The sequence below is a fragment of the Flavobacterium sp. LC2016-01 genome (assembly GCF_009711135.1).
Taxonomy (GTDB): Bacteria; Bacteroidota; Bacteroidia; order Flavobacteriales; family Flavobacteriaceae; genus Flavobacterium.
In genome coordinates, this window is record NZ_WMIC01000006.1 from 248,190 (window position 1) to 266,600 (window position 18,411).

Genomic DNA, 18,411 nt, shown 5'->3' on the forward strand with positions numbered 1-18,411 from the left:
AAAGAATCAAAATATCAATTTCAATTTTAGAAAATCTAAAATCTAAAATCAGAAATCTAAAATAATAAAAATGAGAATAATACCAGCTATAGATATCATTGACGGAAAATGCGTTCGTTTGTCCAAAGGTGATTATGATACCAAAATAATTTACAATGAGAATCCGCTTGAAGTGGCGAAAACATTTGAGGCACACGGAATTGAATATCTGCATTTAGTAGATTTAGATGGTGCGAAATCAAGTAAAATTGTCAATTATAAAATTTTAGAACAAATTGCATCGCAAACAAGCTTAAAAATTGATTTTGGAGGTGGATTAAAATCGGATGATGATTTGAGAATTGCTTTTGAAAGTGGTGCAAACCAAATCACTGGCGGAAGTATTGCCGTAAAAAACAGAGCAATTTTTGAAAAATGGATTTCAGAATACGGTTCAGAAAAAATCATTTTAGGTGCTGATGCAAAAGATGAAAAAATAGCAGTTTCTGGCTGGTTAGAAGAATCAAATGAGGATTTAATTCCGTTTATAAAAGATTATATGAATAAAGGAATAGAATATGTAATCTGCACTGATATTGCTAAAGACGGAATGCTTGAAGGACCGAGTTTTGATTTATACAGCAAAATTTTAGCAGAAGCAAAAGGAGTAAAACTAATTGCCTCTGGCGGCATTTCAACTTTCGATGAATTACCAAAATTAGCCGAATTAGGATGCGAAGGAACAATAATTGGAAAAGCGATTTACGAAGGAAGAATTAGTTTGAAACAATTGGAGAACTATATAATTAGAAAATAAATAATTGAGATAATATGTCAATTAGATAATTAGATAATTGTTTTAGCGTTGTGCTGAAATTATCTAATTATCAAATTTTCTCATTAACACATTAAAAACATGTTAGCAAAAAGAATCATACCTTGTTTAGATATAAAAAACGGAAGAACGGTAAAAGGTGTTAATTTCGTTGACCTGCGTGATGCTGGAGATCCAGTTGAATTGGCAGAAATTTACTCGGCTGAAGGCGCAGACGAACTGGTTTTTCTCGATATTTCAGCCACAGAAGAAAGGCGCAAAACGTTGGTTAATATGGTGAGAAGTGTTGCAGAAAAAATCAATATTCCGTTTACGGTTGGCGGTGGAATTTCGTCTGTAGAAGATGTTGATATTCTGCTGAATAATGGAGCCGATAAAGTTTCGATTAATTCATCGGCAGTAAAAAATCCGCAATTGATTAATGATTTGGCACAAAAATTTGGAAGCCAATGCGTTGTTGTAGCTATCGACGCCAAACAAATTGATGGACAATGGATCGTACATTTGGTTGGTGGAAAAGTTCCCACAGAACTGAATTTATTCGATTGGGCTGTAGAAGTAGCAGAACGTGGTGCAGGTGAAATTTTATTCACTTCGATGGATAATGACGGAACTAAAAATGGTTTTGCAAACGAAGCTTTGGCCAAACTTTCAGAATTAGTAAATATTCCAATTATTGCTTCGGGAGGAGCGGGAAATATACAGCATTTTGTAGATTCTTTTAAAGAAGGAAAAGCAGACGCGGCTTTGGCGGCAAGCGTTTTTCATTTTAAAGAAATAGAGATCAGAACTTTGAAAGAAGAATTGAGGAAGAATGATATTGAAGTAAGGCTTTAGAAAATAGAAGCAAGAAACAAGAAGAAAGATTTAAAAAAAAATAAAATAATATAGAAGTTCGAGTTTAGTTTTAACTTTAAAACTTTCGACTTTACAACTTTAGACTAAAAATATGGAAATCGATATAAAAAGTGCACACGGTTTAATTCCAGCAATAATCCAAGATTCAGAAACTAAAAATGTTTTAATGTTGGGTTATATGAACGAAGAATCGCTTCAGAAAACAATTGAAACTCAGAAAGTAACTTTCTTCAGCCGTTCAAAACAAAGACTTTGGACAAAAGGCGAGGAGAGCGGTAATTTTTTAAATTTAGTAAGTATTAAAAACGACTGCGATGGCGATACGCTTTTAATCCAGGCAAAACCTGTTGGACCTACTTGTCACACAGGTGCAGATACTTGCTGGCAGGAAGAAAATAAAGTTAATTACGGATTTATTTCACAATTAGAAAATACAATCAAAACGCGCAGAGAAAACGCAGATTCTGAGAAAAGTTATGTAGCATCTTTATTCGAAAAAGGCATCAATAAAATTGCACAGAAAGTTGGTGAAGAAGCGGTAGAAGTGGTTATTGAAGCTAAAGACGACAATGATGATTTATTTTTGAGCGAAAGTGCCGATTTGCTTTTTCATTATTTGATTTTATTGCAGGCAAAAGGTTTTCAATTAAATGATGTTATTGAGGTATTGAAGAAACGTCAGAAGTAACAATAAAATGTGAAAAAATATTTACTAAATTATGTTAAAATAAAATTTATTTTTTGATATTTACGTAAATATTTAAGCCATGGATATAGAAACATTCAGAAAGCGTTTTGTAGATCATTCCGATGAAGATCTAATTTTAATGCTTACCAAAAACGCCAGTAAATACAATCCTGACGCACTTGTTGTTGCAAAGGAAATTTTAATCGCCAGAAATATTGATATCGAAACCATTCTTAAAACAGAGAATGAAAATCGGAAAAAATTAGAGCAAGAAGAAAACGGAAGAAGACATATTGAAGATCTTTCTCCGTTAGAACAAATTGAATATTTATCTGAAAGAAGACTTGAATTTGAAGAAAATATCGAGGACATAATTGAAGATAAAAACAAAGATTTGACGGATGCAGAATTGCTTTTAAGTTTTGAAGATATTCTGAATAAAATTATTGAAACTGGAAACTTCGGTGAATTGACAGACAGTCATTCTAAAGAAAACTACTTCATTGTAAGTAATATTATTGAACAGCGAAGTATTGAAATTCCTGTTTCAATTCTGAAAAAAATTGACCGCATTAATGATATTACTAGAAAAGACTTTTCTCGAAAATTTACTAGAAATATAATAATAGGAATTGTTCTTTTAACTCTAGGTCTTGTATTTTCAATAGGAACCGGTGGCGGAATTGTTTTTTACGGAGCTGTTTTGTCTGGTTTTGGATTAGTAATCAACGGAATTGCTGGAAAAAGAAATTTAAAAAGAGGAGCTCAGATTGGACTTGAATCTTATGGATAAAACAGAAGCAAATTCTTCATTCCGTAATAATTAATTCGATGTTGAAGAATTAACCAATCGACAATAAGATTCGCTTAAACAAATCAACGATTCAACAGTTAAACTAATTAGCAAACTCAAAAACAGCAAATTCGGCTGGTTGGTGAAACCCAAATTTCAAACTTTTATAAGGCTGTAAAGCTTGATATTCAGTGGTATTTCCATAGTCAATTCTGAAAAGATTTCCTCTCCATTTTGTACCGATATTTGGTTTTAAGAAATTGCCATTCTCAATTTTTTCTAAACTTGAAAACGGGATTTTAATTTCGGTGCAAAAACCTTCAGGCGTAATTTTACTGGCTGTTTCAAGTCCTGAAATATTAAAATCCATTGACATTTTCCATCCTCCGCAATCTGGAGAGATACATTTTAAAAGCACATCATAATAAGAAGAATAGGCATTTACGCCAATTTCAATATAATTTTTTCCATCTCCGTCGGCATCAATAAAAATTTCGACTAAATCATCAGTATCAAAAATTCGAGAATCCGGCTTTTGTGGTTTCCCAATTATTTTTGAATCGGCTGAACGGTAGACTATATATAGATTTTCATCATTCCACGAAAGTGAAACAAAAGTATTTTGACTTGCTTTGTCGCCTGAATTATGAATTACAAAAGGTCCCAAAAAAGTGTTTTTCCATTCCGATAAATCTCCATCAACAATCACTTTATCAATTGTTTTGTGAACAGCAATAGTCTGTGAATTTACTGTAATTGAAAGTGCCGATAAAAAAAATGAAAAAACAGTAACAAATTTCATATTTGAAGTCTAATAATTTGAAAGTACTAAAATAGAGAACAATAATCAATTTGAGTGCATTTATTTTCTATGAGAAATCATAAAATTTTAAAATAATTAATCTGAATGTTTACATTTGTTAGAGATTAAACAGGTTTAATTACCTTATTTATTACAAAATTATAAATAATGAGAAAATACTTTGGTGGCGCTTTTATCGCCTTTTTAGTTGGTTTCGGTGCAAATGCTCAAGGGCTTTTGAATAAGTCAGAAACTGTTTTTACGCATCAGGACACTTTACGTGGCAGTATTACAAAAGAAAGAGCTTGGTGGGATTTAAAATACTATCATTTAAATGTAAAAGTAAATCCTTCTGAGAAATCAATTTCTGGTTCAAATACAGTTCGTTATACTGTTTTAACAGAAAGCAACAGAATGCAAATCGATTTACAGCAGCCAATGAATATCACTAAAGTGACTCAGAATGGCTTGCCTTTAAAGTTTGAAAGAGATGGAAATGCTTTCTTTATTACTTTAGCCGAAAAACAGAAAGTTGGAGATTCGAAAGAAATTATAATCTCGTTTGAAGGAAAACCTAAAGAAGCTGTAAGAGCACCTTGGGATGGCGGATTTTCTTGGAAAAAAGATAAAAACGGAAAGGACTTTATCGCTACATCTTGTCAAGGTTTAGGTGCGAGTGTTTGGTGGCCTTGTAAAGACCATATGTATGATGAAGTTGAAAACATGATGATCAGTGTCAATGTTCCAGGAGATTTAACAGAGGTTTCGAATGGAAGACTTAAAAGCGTTAAAAAAGAAAAAGATGGAACTAAAACTTTTAATTGGTACGTTTCGAACCCAATTAATAATTACGGTGTGAATATTAATATTGGTGATTATGTTAATTTCTCAGAAGTATTTAAAGGTGAAAAAGGAAATTTAGATTGTAATTATTATGTTTTGAGAGATAATTTAGCTAAAGCCAAAGAACAATTTAAAGATGCTCCAAAAATGCTTAAAGCTTTTGAGAATTGGTTTGGCCCATATCCTTGGTACGAAGACAGCTATAAATTAGTAGAAGTGCCATATTTAGGTATGGAGCACCAAAGTTCTGTAACTTATGGGAATGAATATAAAAATGGCTATTTAGGCCGTGATCTAAGCGGAACTGGCTGGGGATTAAAATTTGATTTTATTATTATTCACGAGTCTGGACATGAATGGTTTGCCAACAATATTACCTATAAAGATATTGCTGATATGTGGGTTCATGAAAGCTTCACAAATTATTCTGAAAGTCTTTTTCTTGAATATTATTATGGAAAAGATGCTGCTTCGGAATATATCATTGGATGCAGAAAAAACATTCATAATGACACACCAATTATTGGTCATTATGATGTAAATAACGAAGGATCAGGAGATATGTATCCAAAAGGTGCAAATATGCTTCATATGATTCGCCAGGTAATTAATGATGATGCAAAATGGAAGTCGATTTTAAGAGGCATGAATAAAACGTTTTATCATCAAACAGTTACTGGCAAGCAGATACAGGATTATATTAATGAGCAGTCTGGAATTAATTTTAACAGAGTTTTTGCACAATATTTAACAACAACTCAAATTCCAGTTTTTGAATATATGTTTAAAAATGGAACTTTTGGATACCACTGGACAAACTGTGTTGCTAAATTTGATATGCCAGTTCGAGTAAAATTAAATGGTGTTGAAACTTGGTTAAAACCAACAACCGAATGGCAATCTGAGAAAACAACTGATGAAACTCGCAAAGTAGAAGTTGATAAAGATTTTTATGTTACAACTTCGAATATTATAGAATAGAGTTTTTAAAATTCCAATATTTTAAAATCCCAAATTCCAATTTTACGATTGGGATTTGGGATTTTTTTTGGCCCTATTTTGTCATCGTGAGGAGCGAAGGATGACAAAAGCCTGAAAGATTTATTCTTTCAGGCTTTTTTTGGAATTTGGAATTTAAAAATATTGGAATTTAAATTATCGGCTATTCAACTTCGCCTTTTCTTTGATAATATCAGCAATCTTGCGATTTTCAATTTTACTTTCAAGCCAAGAAATAATATCTAAATACAGGAAAGCTCTTTTTTCGTAAGTGTTCTTTTCAAGCTCTACAAAACGAGCGTGCATTTTTTTGAATTCCTTCTTAATATCAGCAGGATAAAAGTTATTCAAGTTTCTTAGGAATTTTATAATTTCTTTCTGAACTTCATGTAAATCATTCATTTTCAGTAAGAATTTATAAGTGCTTTTAAGATGATTTTCTAAATAATAATCTTTTCCTAACTCATAATGTGCAATCAATGACAAAAGTCGGGCGAAACACATTAAATCCTCGCGCATGCTTAAGTTTTTGTTATTGATAATTTTGTCTAAATAAAGAATGCATTCGTTATATTTTTCATTTCCAAAATAAATTGAAGCAATTTTATAGAAAAACAACATTTCGTGATGTTCATCAAGATGTTCACTGTGAATTTTCAGTTTTTCCAAAATCTCAGGAATCAAGTATTCACTTTCATCAAAAGTACCTTCTAGAATATGAAGATTTAGCTTATTATTGTAAACATATAGAAATGATAGTGATGCAATGTTATCGTTTACCGGAAATTTTTCATCGGCAATAGTCTCTTCTAAAAGAGATAAATATTTTTTGAAGTTCGATTTGTATTTCAGCATGTATAAAGATTCCAAAAAGTAATGATTCCCTTTTAGAAAAAACACAGGATTCTGATAAATCATGTTTGGATTATCATAAAACAATCGAACCCATTTATAAGCGTATTTATAGCTTGCCAAGAAATCTTGAACCAAGAAACTACGCCACAAATTGGCATTATAAAACCAGTATTTTTCTCGAAATCCAAACTTAGTTTCATCTAATTTTGAAACATGTCTGTTGAAATAGTCATCAATATATTTATACTCTTCATCGCTTTTTACATAACCGGTTTTCAGCATTATTCCGTAAAGTTGCAGCGATAAATTAGATAATTTACTTGAAATGGTATTTCTGTAATTTAGCTCTTTTGCCTGAATTACTAATTCGTCAGCACGGCCTTGAATACTTCGGGTAATGTATTGTGATTCGATTAATTTCTCAAATTCCACAATTTCATACGCCATATATTTTTCATCATTTTCAAGCGCAATCATTTTTGTTTTGTCCAGAATTTTCAAGCTCTGTTTATACAAACCTTTATTGTATAAGATTCCAGCAAAATCTATTTGTTCACGCAATTGATAACGAATATTCTGGCTTGGAATATTCAAACGGATACTTACCAAAATCTGTTTGTACAAGTATGATTTTAAGTTAGATAACTGTATTTTTTTAATGCTTCCACTTTTCAGAATCAGCTTTTCATCATACGTTTCAGATTTATCTAAAATATTAAACAGTTCGATAAATTTTGTGTTCGAACTGGTTTCTAATCGGCTCGCAAAAATTTTAAATTGTCTTTTTTCAGATTTGGAAAGTGATTTAATCAGAACAAATAAGAAATCTTTTTGATGGTTAGCCATTGTAAAAAATAATAATATAACTTATTGATTATAAAGTATTTAACTAGGTATAAATTGTTTTATGAACAGTATAATTTCATTAAAACGAATTTTGTACTGCATAAGTACAATATATATTTGTTATTACAATGTGAAATTACATTAAATAAATGAATATGAATAGAGAGAAAGTTCAAATTTTTGACACCACTTTGCGCGATGGTGAACAAGTTCCAGGATGTAAGTTAGATACTAATCAAAAATTAGTTATCGCAGAACGACTAGACAAAATGGGAGTTGATATTATCGAAGCAGGATTTCCTGTGTCAAGTCCGGGCGATTTTTTATCGGTCTCTGAGATTTGTAAAATTGTAGAAAATGCAACCGTCTGTGGATTGACAAGAGCAGTTAAAAACGACATTGATGTTGCTGCAGCTGCCTTAAAGCACGCTAAAAGACCGAGAATCCACACCGGAATCGGAACCTCAGAATCTCATATCCTCCATAAATTACAAACTACTCCAGAAGATATTATCGCAAGAGCAAAATTTGCAGTTGCTCACGCGAAATCATATGTAGAAGATGTTGAGTTCTACGCTGAAGATGCTGGAAGAACTGATAATGCGTTCTTGGCAAAAGTTTGCGAAGAAGTTATTAAATCTGGTGCAACAGTATTAAATATTCCTGATACAACAGGATATTGTCTTCCAGAAGAATACGGAGCAAAAATTAAATATTTAAAAGAAAACGTAAAAGGAATCGAAAACGTAATCCTTTCATGTCACTGTCATAATGATTTAGGAATGGCAACTGCAAACTCAATTGCAGGAGCTATAAATGGGGCTAGACAAATCGAGTGTACAATTAATGGTATTGGAGAAAGAGCTGGAAATACGGCACTTGAAGAAGTGGTAATGATTTTCAAACAACATCCATATTTAAATTTAGATACTAATATCAATACTAGAGAATTAAACGAAATGAGCCGTTTGGTTTCTGAAAGTATGGGAATGATTGTGCAGCCAAATAAAGCAATCGTAGGTGCAAATGCTTTTGCGCACAGTTCTGGAATTCACCAAGATGGTGTTATCAAAAACAGAGCAACTTACGAAATCATGGATCCGCTTGATGTAGGTGTGAACGAATCGTCAATTATTTTGACTGCAAGAAGCGGAAGAGCAGCTTTGGCTTACCGTGCAAAAAAAGTGGGCTATGAGCTTACAAAAGTACAATTAGACATTGTATACATTGAGTTTTTGAAATTCGCTGATATTAAAAAAGAAGTTGTTGATGCTGATATTCATCAAATTATCGAAGCTTCAAAAATTCAGGGAGAATTAATCAGAAGCTAGTTGTAGAAAGAGAATAGAGCATAGAGTAAAGAAGAAAGACTAAAAAAATAAGATTTAAATCATAAAGAACGAGACGTTATGAATTTGAAAATAGCAGTTTTACCAGGAGACGGAATTGGACCAGAAGTAATTTTACAAGCCAAAAAAGCATTATACGCTATTGGCGAGGTGTACAATCATGAATTTGTTTTTGAAGAAGCACTTATGGGTGCCGTTGCAATTGATAAAACAGGAAATCCGCTCCCGGAGCAAACGCTTAATCTTTGCCTGAATACTGATGCTGTTTTGTTTGGCGCAATTGGAGATCCTAAATATGATAATAATCCAAATGCAAAAGTTCGCCCAGAACAAGGATTATTGAAATTGCGTAAGGAACTGGGTTTGTTTGCGAACATCCGTCCAATCAAACCTTACAAAGCATTAGTTGAATCTTCTCCTTTAAAAAGAGAAATTATTGAAGGTGCTGATTTTACTATTTTCAGAGAATTAACAGGTGGTGCTTATTTTGGAGCAAAAACATTAAATGAAGAAGGAACACACGCTTCGGATTTATGTGAATATTCAGAAGAAGAAATTACAAGAATTACACATTTAGCTTTTAAATCGGCACAAAACCGACGTAAAAAGTTAACTATGGTTGACAAAGCAAATGTTTTAGAAACCTCAAGATTATGGAGAAAAGTAGTTCAGAAAGTGGGCGAAAGCTATCCAGATGTAGCTTTAGACTTTTTATTTGTTGATAACGCAGCCATGCAAATCATTTTAAATCCAAAACAGTTCGATGTGATTTTGACAGAGAATTTGTTCGGAGATATTTTATCAGATGAAGCAAGTGTTATTACAGGTTCGATAGGTTTATTGGCATCGGCATCTTTAGGAGAAAAAAATGCTTTGTTTGAGCCAATTCACGGTTCTTATCCTCAGGCAAAAGGAAAAAATATTGCCAATCCAATTGCTTCAATTTTATCAGCAGCAATGTTGTTAGAACATTTTGGACTTTTTAAAGAAGCAAATGTGATTTATGCAGCGGTTGAAAAAGCAATAGAATTTAAAGTAGTGACAGTTGATTTAAAACCAGATTCAAAATTCGGTACAAATGAAGTAGGGGAGTTTGTTTCTAATTTTATTTTCAGCAAAGATGATCTGCTTTATTTTAATAATGACAATGTAAGTATTGGACAATCGACAATTGTTTAATATTTTTTGTTAAAACGTAGAAGAAATAACAAGAAGTCTTTAAAATGTTGAGATTTTATTTTTTTAGTCATTAAAGTTTTAATACTTTTGTCTCACTAAAAAATAGAAAAGATGCAAATCTCAATTATTATTATTTCTTCTGTCGTTGTTGTCAATGTGATTAGCACATCTGCGTCGGGAATGTTATAAATATAATTGAAAAACTATATTATAAACCTTCCAAATACTGGAAGGTTTTTTTTTGAACAAAAATTAAAATAAAATAATACATAATGGAATTAAATAAGTACAGCAAAACCATCACTCAAGATCAGACACAGCCTGCAGCGCAAGCAATGTTATACGGTATTGGTTTAACTGAAGAAGATCTGAAAAAAGCACAAGTTGGAATTGTGAGCATGGGTTACGATGGTAACACTTGCAACATGCACTTGAATGATTTAGCAAAAGATGTTAAAAAAGGTGTTTGGGATGCAGATCTTGTCGGACTTATTTTTAATACCATTGGTGTTAGTGACGGAATTTCGAACGGAACAGAAGGAATGCGTTATTCTTTAGTTTCTCGTGATGTAATTGCAGATTCTATTGAAACAGTTGCAGGAGCACAATGGTACGATAGTATTATTGCAATTCCTGGCTGTGATAAAAATATGCCAGGAGCGTTAATCGCAATGGGAAGATTAAATCGCCCATCGATGATGGTTTATGGAGGTTCGATTCATTCTGGAAAATGGAAAGGCGAATCTTTAAATATCGTTTCTGCTTTTGAAGCTTTAGGAAAAAAAGTAAAAGGAGAAATTACTCCGGAAGATTTTAAAGGAGTTATTAAAAATGCTTGTCCGGGTGCTGGAGCTTGTGGTGGTATGTACACGGCAAACACAATGTCTTCTGCAATCGAAGCATTAGGAATGAGTTTGCCATACAGCTCTTCAAATCCTGCTTTGAGTCAGGAAAAAAGAGACGAATGTCTTGCTGCCGGAGCTGCGATTAAAATTTTATTAGAAAAAGATATTAAGCCAAGAGATATCATGACTCGCAAAGCTTTCGAAAACGCTATTACAATTGTAGCAGTTTTAGGAGGCTCTACAAATGCAGTTATGCACTTGATCGCTATGGCTCACTCTGTTGGAATAACAATTACTTTGGATGATTTTCAAGCAATTAATGACAAAACACCAGTTTTGGCTGATATGAAACCAAGTGGTAAATATATGATGGAAGATATCCATGAAGTTGGAGGTATTCCTTCAGTAATGAAATATCTATTGAAAGTTGGACTTATTCACGGAGATTGTTTGACTGTAACAGGAAAAACAGTTGCTGAAAATTTAGCTTCTACTCCAGATTTACAAGACGGACAAGAAGTAATTCATGAAATTCAAAAAGCGTTAAAACCAACAGGAAATATTCAGGTTTTATACGGAAATCTTGCTTCTGAAGGAGCTGTAGCAAAAATCAGTGGAAAAGAAGGAGAATATTTTGAAGGTCCAGCTGTTGTTTTTGAAGGTGAATTTGAAGTTATTCCAGGTCTTGAAGCCGGAAAAATTAAACCAGGCAATGTAGTCGTCATTAGAGGTTGTGGACCAAAAGGTGGTCCGGGAATGCCTGAAATGCTAAAACCTACATCTGCAATTATTGGAGCCGGATTAGGAAGCACCTGTGCACTAATCACAGACGGTAGATTCTCCGGAGGTTCACACGGTTTCGTGGTCGGTCACGTTACACCAGAAGCATATGACGGTGGTGGTATTGCACTAGTAAAAGATGGAGATATAATTGCTATCGATGCTAAGAAAAATACAATCGACCTGAAGATATCTGACGAAGAATTCGCTGCTCGTAAAGCGGCTTGGGTTCAGCCTCCTTTAAAAGTTGACAGAGGAGTTTTATTTAAGTACGCAAGATCGGTATCAAGCGCTTCTACAGGATGCGTTACCGATAATTAATTAAAAAACAATAATATCAAGAATCAATTGAAAATTGAAATTGATTCTTGAAAAACAATATACTATGAAAATATCAGGGGCAGAAGCCGTTATAAGATGTTTGTTAGAAGAAGGTGTAGACTTGGTTTATGGTTATCCAGGAGGAGCAATCATGCCAGTTTACGATGAATTATATAAATTCCAGGATCAGTTGCACCACGTATTAGTTCGTCACGAACAAGGTGCAACACATGCGGCTCAAGGTTATGCCAGAGCTACTGGAAAAGTAGGGGTTGCAATTGCAACTTCTGGACCGGGTGCTACAAATTTAGTTACCGGAATTGCAGATGCACAAATCGATTCAACGCCAATGGTTTGTATTACAGGACAAGTTGGAAGACATTTATTAGGTTCTGATGCTTTTCAGGAAACTGATATTATCGGAATTTCAACTCCGGTTACAAAATGGAATTTTCAGATTACTGAAGCTTCTCAAATTCCGGAAATTATGGCAAAAGCGTTTTATATAGCGCGTTCTGGGCGTCCAGGTCCAGTTTTGATTGATATCACTAAAAATGCGCAGTTTGACGAGTTTGATTACAGTTATGAAAAATGTACTGGAATCAGAAGTTATGTTCCAGTTCCGAAATTAAAATTAGATAAAGTTGCTGAAGCGGCAGCTTTAATCAATAGCGCTAAAAAACCTTTCATTGTTTTTGGACAAGGAATTATTTTAGGTCAGGCTGAAGCTGAATTCAAAGCTTTAGTAGAAAAATCAGGAATTCCTGCAGCTTGGACAATCTTAGGATTATCGGCTTTGCCAACAGATCATCCTTTAAATGTTGGGATGCTTGGAATGCATGGAAATTACGGTCCAAATTTATTGACGAACGAATGTGATGTTTTAATTGCTTTCGGAATGCGTTTTGATGACCGTGTTACTGGAAAATTAGCTACTTATGCGAAACAAGCAAAAGTAATTCACTTCGAAATTGATCCAGCTGAAATTGATAAAAACGTTAAAACTGAAGTTGCAGTTTTAGGCGATGTAAAAGAATCTCTAGCTGCTTTATTGCCTTTAATCCATGCTAAATCTCACGATTTATGGCACAATGAATTTAAAGCATTACAAGAAGTTGAATATAATACGGTTATTAAAGAGGAATTAAATCCTACGAATGGCAAAGGAATTTCAATGGGAGAAACTATTGAGATGATCAATAAGCATTCAAAAGGTGACGCCATTATTGTTTCAGATGTTGGTCAGCACCAAATGTTTGCCTGTCGTTATGCTAAATTTAATTCATCAAAAAGTAATATTACTTCTGGCGGATTAGGAACAATGGGATTTGCTCTTCCAGCTGCAATTGGAGCTAAAATGGGTAAACCGGAGCGTGAAGTTGTTGCAATTATTGGTGATGGTGGGTTTCAAATGACAATTCAGGAATTGGGTACTATTTTCCAAACTCAGGTTCCAGTAAAGATTGTTATTTTAAATAATGAATTTTTAGGAATGGTGCGTCAATGGCAAGAATTATTTTTTGACAACAGATATGCTTCAACAAAAATGATTAATCCAAATTTTACTGCAATTGCCGAAGGTTACCATATTAAATCTAAAAAAGTTACACAACGTGAAGATTTAGATGAAGCTGTTGCAGAAATGCTGGCTTCGAAAGATTCATATTTCTTAGAAGTCATGGTGGAAAAAGAAAACAACGTTTTCCCAATGATTCCAACAGGAGCATGCGTTTCAGAAATTAGATTAAGCTAAGAAAAAGGTTTCAAGTTTCAGGTTTCACGTTCCAAGTTAAGCAAAACTTGAAACGTGAAACCTGAAACAAATAAAACTAAAAAAACAATGGAAGATAAAACATTTACCATATCGGTATACTCAGAAAATAATGTTGGATTGTTGAATAGAATATCCGGGATATTCTTAAAGCGACACATTAATATATTAAGTCTAAACGTTTCAGAATCAGAAATAGAGAATGTTTCAAGGTTTATTATTGTTGTCAACACAACGGAGAAATGGGTTCAGAATATCGTTGGACAGATTGAAAAACAAATTGAAGTTATAAAAGCATTTTATCACACAGATGAAGAGACTATTTATTTAGAAAATGCTTTGTTCAAAATTGCTTCAAATTTGCTTTTTGATGAGAAACAAATTCAAAATATCATCAAAGAAAGTCAGTCAACAATTGTAACAGTTTCTCGTGATTTTTTTGTGATCTCAAAATCAGGAAGACGTTCTGAAATTGAAGAATTGTATGCAAAATTCAAACCTTACGGCATTATGCAATTTGTACGTTCAGGAAGAATATCAGTTTCTAAAGAGAAAATGGAGATTTCATCTTTATTAGAAACATTCAAATAGTATCATTCATAGTTATATATTAAATCAATTAAATTACACAATTCATTAAATAAAAAAAAATGGCAAATTATTTCAACACATTACCACTTAGATTACAATTAGAGCAACTTGGAGTTTGCGAATTTATGGAGCAATCAGAATTTGCAGATGGAATTGCAGCTTTAGCAGGAAAAAAAGTTGTTATCGTAGGTTGTGGTGCACAAGGTTTGAATCAAGGTTTAAACATGAGAGATTCAGGTTTAGATATTTCTTACGCATTGCGTGCAGATGCAATTGCTGAAAAAAGAGCTTCATATAAAAATGCAACTGAAAATGGATTTAAAGTAGGAACGTATGAAGAATTGATTCCAACTGCTGATTTAGTGTGTAATTTGACTCCAGACAAACAACATACTGCTGTAGTTACTGCAATTATGCCATTAATGAAACAAGGATCGACTTTATCATATTCTCACGGTTTTAATATCGTTGAAGAAGGAATGCAGATCCGTAAAGATATCACAGTAATTATGTGTGCTCCAAAATGTCCTGGTTCTGAGGTTCGTGAAGAATATAAAAGAGGATTTGGTGTGCCAACACTTATCGCAGTTCACCCTGAAAATGATCCAAACAGTTTTGGTTTAGATCAAGCAAAAGCTTATGCTGTAGCAACTGGAGGTCATAAAGCAGGAGTTTTAAAATCATCTTTCGTAGCTGAAGTAAAATCAGATTTAATGGGTGAGCAAACAATTCTTTGCGGATTATTGCAAACTGGATCTATTTTATGTTTTGATAAAATGGTTGAAAAAGGAATCGACGCTGCATATGCTTCAAAATTAATTCAATACGGATGGGAAACTATCACAGAAGCTTTGAAACATGGTGGTATCACAAATATGATGGATCGTTTGTCAAATCCAGCAAAAATTGAAGCTTACGAATTGGCCGAAGAATTAAAAGACATTATGCGTCCGTTATTCCAAAAACACCAAGACGACATTATTTCTGGAGAATTCTCTAGAACTATGATGATTGACTGGGCTAATGACGATGTTAATTTATTGAAATGGAGAGCTGCAACAGGAGAAACTAACTTCGAAAAAACAGCTCCACAAGAAGCTCCAATTTCTGAGCAAGAATATTTTGATAACGGAGTATTGATGATTGCAATGGTAAAAGCTGGTGTTGAATTGGCTTTTGAAACTATGACTGAAGCTGGTATCATTGAAGAATCTGCTTATTATGAGTCATTACACGAATTGCCTTTAATTGCAAATACAATTGCAAGAAAGAAATTATTTGAAATGAACCGTGTAATTTCTGATACTGCTGAGTACGGATGTTACTTATTTGATCATGCTTGTAAGCCATTATTGACTGAATTCATGAAAACTGTTGAAACTAACATTATTGGAAAACCATTTTCGACTTCAAACGGAGTTGATAACGCAATATTAATTGCTGTAAACAAAGAAATTCGCCAGCATCCTATTGAAGAAGTAGGAGCTTGGTTGAGAGAATCTATGACTGCAATGAAAAAAATTGGATAATTAAAAATTGGGAATTCCCGCAAAATCCGATTTTGCGGGATTTGCACTGTATCAATGATTTGTAATATTTTGAATTAGTAAGCACTTATTAAGATAGTAGATATAGATGCATATTGCATTCACTTAACTTCGAAGAGAGTAAGTTAAGTGAAGCTAATCCCTTATAATGGGGTATATTTTGCAAAATATACTTGTTGAAATTTCTGTTCTAATTAATAAAGATGCTTCTATTTTCAAAGTAGGAAAAGGTATTGTAATTCTATAATTACAAAATTAATTGTTATTGAAATTGTTAAAAGTAAAAAGGCGTGGTATTTATTTGCTGCGCCTTTTTTATAATATGCTTTTTGATGTAAAAAAGTGTTTTTTTGTAATAAACACAATAAAAAAAGATATTTTTTTTAATATGTGTTTTTATTTGCCAAAATTTATGAATTAAATAATTTTAAGAATACACTGAGATTTAATACATTTATAAAAAAAATTCCAAGAAACATATGAGTTATTATAAAATTGAAAATTTAGAACAATATTTTAAGCATTACAATAAGTCAATAAGGGAACCAAGAAAATTTTGGGGTAAAATTGCTGAGGAGAACTTTACTTGGTACCAGCAATGGGAAAAAGTAGTTGATTTTAATATGGCCGACGCCGAAGTAAAATGGTTTACTGACGCTAAAGTTAATATTACGAAAAACTGTATCGATAGACATTTAAGCAAAAGAGGAGAAAAAACGGCGATTATTTTTGAACCGAATGATCCGTCTGAAGAAGCTTTACATATTACGTATAATGAATTGTACGAACGTGTTTCAAAAATGGCGAATGTTTTGCGTGAGCAAGGTGTGCGCAAAGGAGACAGAGTTTGTATTTACTTGCCAATGATTCCAGAATTGGCAGTTTCAGTTTTGGCTTGTGCTAGAATTGGAGCAATACATTCAGTTGTTTTTGCAGGATTTTCTGCTTCAGCAGTTTCTGCAAGAATTAATGACTGCGAATGTAAAATGGTGATTACTTCTGATGGAGGTTATAGAGGAAATAAAACAATTGATCTTAAAGGAATTGTTGATGAAGCTTTAGATACTTGTCCATCTGTAACAAAAGTTTTGGTTGCTAAAAGAACTAAAACAGAAGTAAAAATGAAAGAAGGCCGTGATATCTGGTTACAGCCATTATTAGATGCTGCACTTGATAACAGTGTTGCTGAAATTATGGATGCTGAAGATCCTTTGTTTATTCTATATACTTCAGGATCAACAGGTAAACCAAAAGGTATGGTGCATACAACTGCCGGATATATGGTTTATACTGCTTATACTTTTAAAAATGTTTTCAGTCACGAAGAAAATGATATTTTCTGGTGTACAGCTGATATAGGATGGATCACAGGACATTCATACATTTTATACGGACCATTATTAAATGGTGGAACAACTGTAATTTTTGAAGGAGTTCCGTCTTATCCTGACTTTAGCCGTTTTTGGGATATTATCGAAAAACATAAAATCACACAATTTTATACAGCACCAACAGCAATTCGTTCATTAGCAAAAGAAAGTTTAGATTACATTCAAAAATATCCTCTAAAATCGCTTAAAGTTATTGGATCTGTTGGAGAACCAATCAACGAAGAAGCTTGGCACTGGTTCAATGACCACGTGGGAGATAAAAGATGTCCGGTTGTTGATACTTGGTGGCAAACTGAAACTGGTGGAATCATGATTTCGCCAATTGCTTTTGTAACACCAACAAAACCAACGTATGCCACTTTACCATTACCAGGAATTCAGCCTGTTTTAATGGATGAAAAACGTAATGAAATTGAAGGAAACCAAGTTGTGGGGAGTTTATGTATTAAATTTCCTTGGCCTGGAATTGCAAGAACTATCTGGGGTGATCACCAACGTTATAAAGACACTTATTTCTCTGCCTTCCCTGGAAAATATTTTACAGGTGACGGTGCTTTAAGAGATGAAGTTGGCTATTATAGAATCACTGGTAGAGTAGATGATGTTGTAATTGTTTCTGGACACAATTTAGGAACTGCTCCAATCGAAGATGCAATTAATGAGCATCCTGCAGTTGCAGAATCTGCAATTGTTGGATTCCCACATGATATTAAAGGAAATGCCTTATATGGTTATGTAATTCTGAAAGAAACTGGAGAAGTTAGAAATAAAGAAAACTTGTCTAAAGAAATCAATCAATATATTTCTGATCACATTGGGCCAATTGCAAAATTAGATAAAATACAATTCGTGTCTGGTTTGCCAAAAACGCGTTCTGGAAAAATTATGCGTAGAATATTACGTAAAATAGCGGAAGGTGATTTCTCTAATTTTGGAGATACATCAACATTGTTAAATCCAGAAATTGTAGAAGAAATTACACAAGGGAAAATCTAATAGATTTAAAATTATAAAAAAAAAAGCCTCTTAAAAATTTAAGAGGCTTTTTTTTTATGTCGTACAAAAGTACTTATACTATTTGTCAAACTGAGCGGAGTCGAAGTCTCTCGTGCTGAATTACTTTGCGGGACTTCGACTTC

14 protein-coding genes are annotated in these 18,411 nt (G+C 33.1%); 12 read left to right on the forward strand and 2 right to left on the reverse strand.

What is annotated here, in order from left to right; all coding sequences use genetic code 11:
• The first annotated feature begins 70 nt into the window (after window positions 1-70).
• From hisA to GKZ88_RS14140, 4 genes are all read left to right on the forward strand, one after another.
• Complete coding sequence (hisA, locus tag GKZ88_RS14125) at window positions 71-796, forward strand: 1-(5-phosphoribosyl)-5-[(5-phosphoribosylamino)methylideneamino]imidazole-4-carboxamide isomerase (protein WP_155103001.1); 726 nt, start codon at window positions 71-73, stop codon at window positions 794-796.
• Window positions 797-895: 99 nt separating this feature from the next.
• The gene (gene hisF / locus GKZ88_RS14130; protein ID WP_155103002.1) at window positions 896-1,651 is read left to right on the forward strand and encodes an imidazole glycerol phosphate synthase subunit HisF; all 756 of its coding nucleotides are present in this window, start codon (window positions 896-898) and stop codon (window positions 1,649-1,651) included.
• Between the two features lie 112 nt (window positions 1,652-1,763).
• Entirely contained in the window at window positions 1,764-2,360 is a 597-nt protein-coding gene (gene hisIE / locus GKZ88_RS14135) for a bifunctional phosphoribosyl-AMP cyclohydrolase/phosphoribosyl-ATP diphosphatase HisIE (RefSeq protein WP_155103003.1), read from the forward strand.
• A gap of 79 nt (window positions 2,361-2,439) precedes the next feature.
• Window positions 2,440-3,153: a hypothetical protein gene (locus GKZ88_RS14140; protein WP_155103004.1), complete on the forward strand. Its 714-nt coding sequence runs from the start codon at window positions 2,440-2,442 to the stop codon at window positions 3,151-3,153.
• Window positions 3,154-3,256: 103 nt separating this feature from the next.
• On the opposite strand, the gene GKZ88_RS14145 is transcribed toward GKZ88_RS14140, so the two are convergent.
• Window positions 3,257-3,955, reverse strand: a complete 699-nt coding sequence (locus GKZ88_RS14145; protein WP_155103005.1) for a carbohydrate-binding family 9-like protein — start codon at window positions 3,953-3,955, stop codon at window positions 3,257-3,259.
• A gap of 168 nt (window positions 3,956-4,123) precedes the next feature.
• Here GKZ88_RS14145 and GKZ88_RS14150 point away from each other — a divergent pair, with 168 nt between their 5' ends.
• On the forward strand, window positions 4,124-5,779 hold the full coding sequence (locus GKZ88_RS14150) for a M1 family metallopeptidase (RefSeq protein WP_155103006.1): 1,656 nt from the start codon (window positions 4,124-4,126) through the stop codon (window positions 5,777-5,779).
• Window positions 5,780-5,953: 174 nt separating this feature from the next.
• On the opposite strand, the gene GKZ88_RS14155 is transcribed toward GKZ88_RS14150, so the two are convergent.
• On the reverse strand, window positions 5,954-7,498 hold the full coding sequence (locus GKZ88_RS14155) for a hypothetical protein (RefSeq protein WP_155103007.1): 1,545 nt from the start codon (window positions 7,496-7,498) through the stop codon (window positions 5,954-5,956).
• 155 nt (window positions 7,499-7,653) lie between these two features.
• On the opposite strand from GKZ88_RS14155, the gene GKZ88_RS14160 reads away from it, so the two are divergent.
• The 7 genes from GKZ88_RS14160 to acs all read left to right on the forward strand — a co-directional run bounded on the left by GKZ88_RS14160 (window position 7,654) and on the right by acs (window position 18,268).
• Window positions 7,654-8,829, forward strand: coding sequence for a 2-isopropylmalate synthase (locus tag GKZ88_RS14160; protein ID WP_133523945.1), 1,176 nt, complete (start codon window positions 7,654-7,656; stop codon window positions 8,827-8,829).
• A 78-nt stretch (window positions 8,830-8,907) separates the two neighbouring features.
• A complete protein-coding gene (gene leuB / locus GKZ88_RS14165; protein ID WP_155103008.1) occupies window positions 8,908-10,026 on the forward strand; it encodes a 3-isopropylmalate dehydrogenase in 1,119 nt (372 codons plus the stop codon).
• A 272-nt stretch (window positions 10,027-10,298) separates the two neighbouring features.
• Window positions 10,299-11,972, forward strand: a complete 1,674-nt coding sequence (gene ilvD, locus GKZ88_RS14170; RefSeq protein ID WP_155103009.1) for a dihydroxy-acid dehydratase — start codon at window positions 10,299-10,301, stop codon at window positions 11,970-11,972.
• 64 nt (window positions 11,973-12,036) lie between these two features.
• The gene (gene ilvB, locus GKZ88_RS14175; RefSeq protein ID WP_155103010.1) at window positions 12,037-13,725 is read left to right on the forward strand and encodes a biosynthetic-type acetolactate synthase large subunit; all 1,689 of its coding nucleotides are present in this window, start codon (window positions 12,037-12,039) and stop codon (window positions 13,723-13,725) included.
• An 87-nt stretch (window positions 13,726-13,812) separates the two neighbouring features.
• The gene (ilvN, locus tag GKZ88_RS14180; RefSeq protein WP_155103011.1) at window positions 13,813-14,334 is read left to right on the forward strand and encodes an acetolactate synthase small subunit; all 522 of its coding nucleotides are present in this window, start codon (window positions 13,813-13,815) and stop codon (window positions 14,332-14,334) included.
• A 59-nt stretch (window positions 14,335-14,393) separates the two neighbouring features.
• Window positions 14,394-15,863: a ketol-acid reductoisomerase gene (gene ilvC / locus GKZ88_RS14185; protein ID WP_155103012.1), complete on the forward strand. Its 1,470-nt coding sequence runs from the start codon at window positions 14,394-14,396 to the stop codon at window positions 15,861-15,863.
• A gap of 497 nt (window positions 15,864-16,360) precedes the next feature.
• Window positions 16,361-18,268 (forward strand): acetate--CoA ligase, encoded by a 1,908-nt coding sequence (gene acs / locus GKZ88_RS14190; protein ID WP_155103013.1) that lies wholly within the window; start codon window positions 16,361-16,363, stop codon window positions 18,266-18,268.
• The last annotated feature ends 143 nt before the right edge of the window (window positions 18,269-18,411 follow it).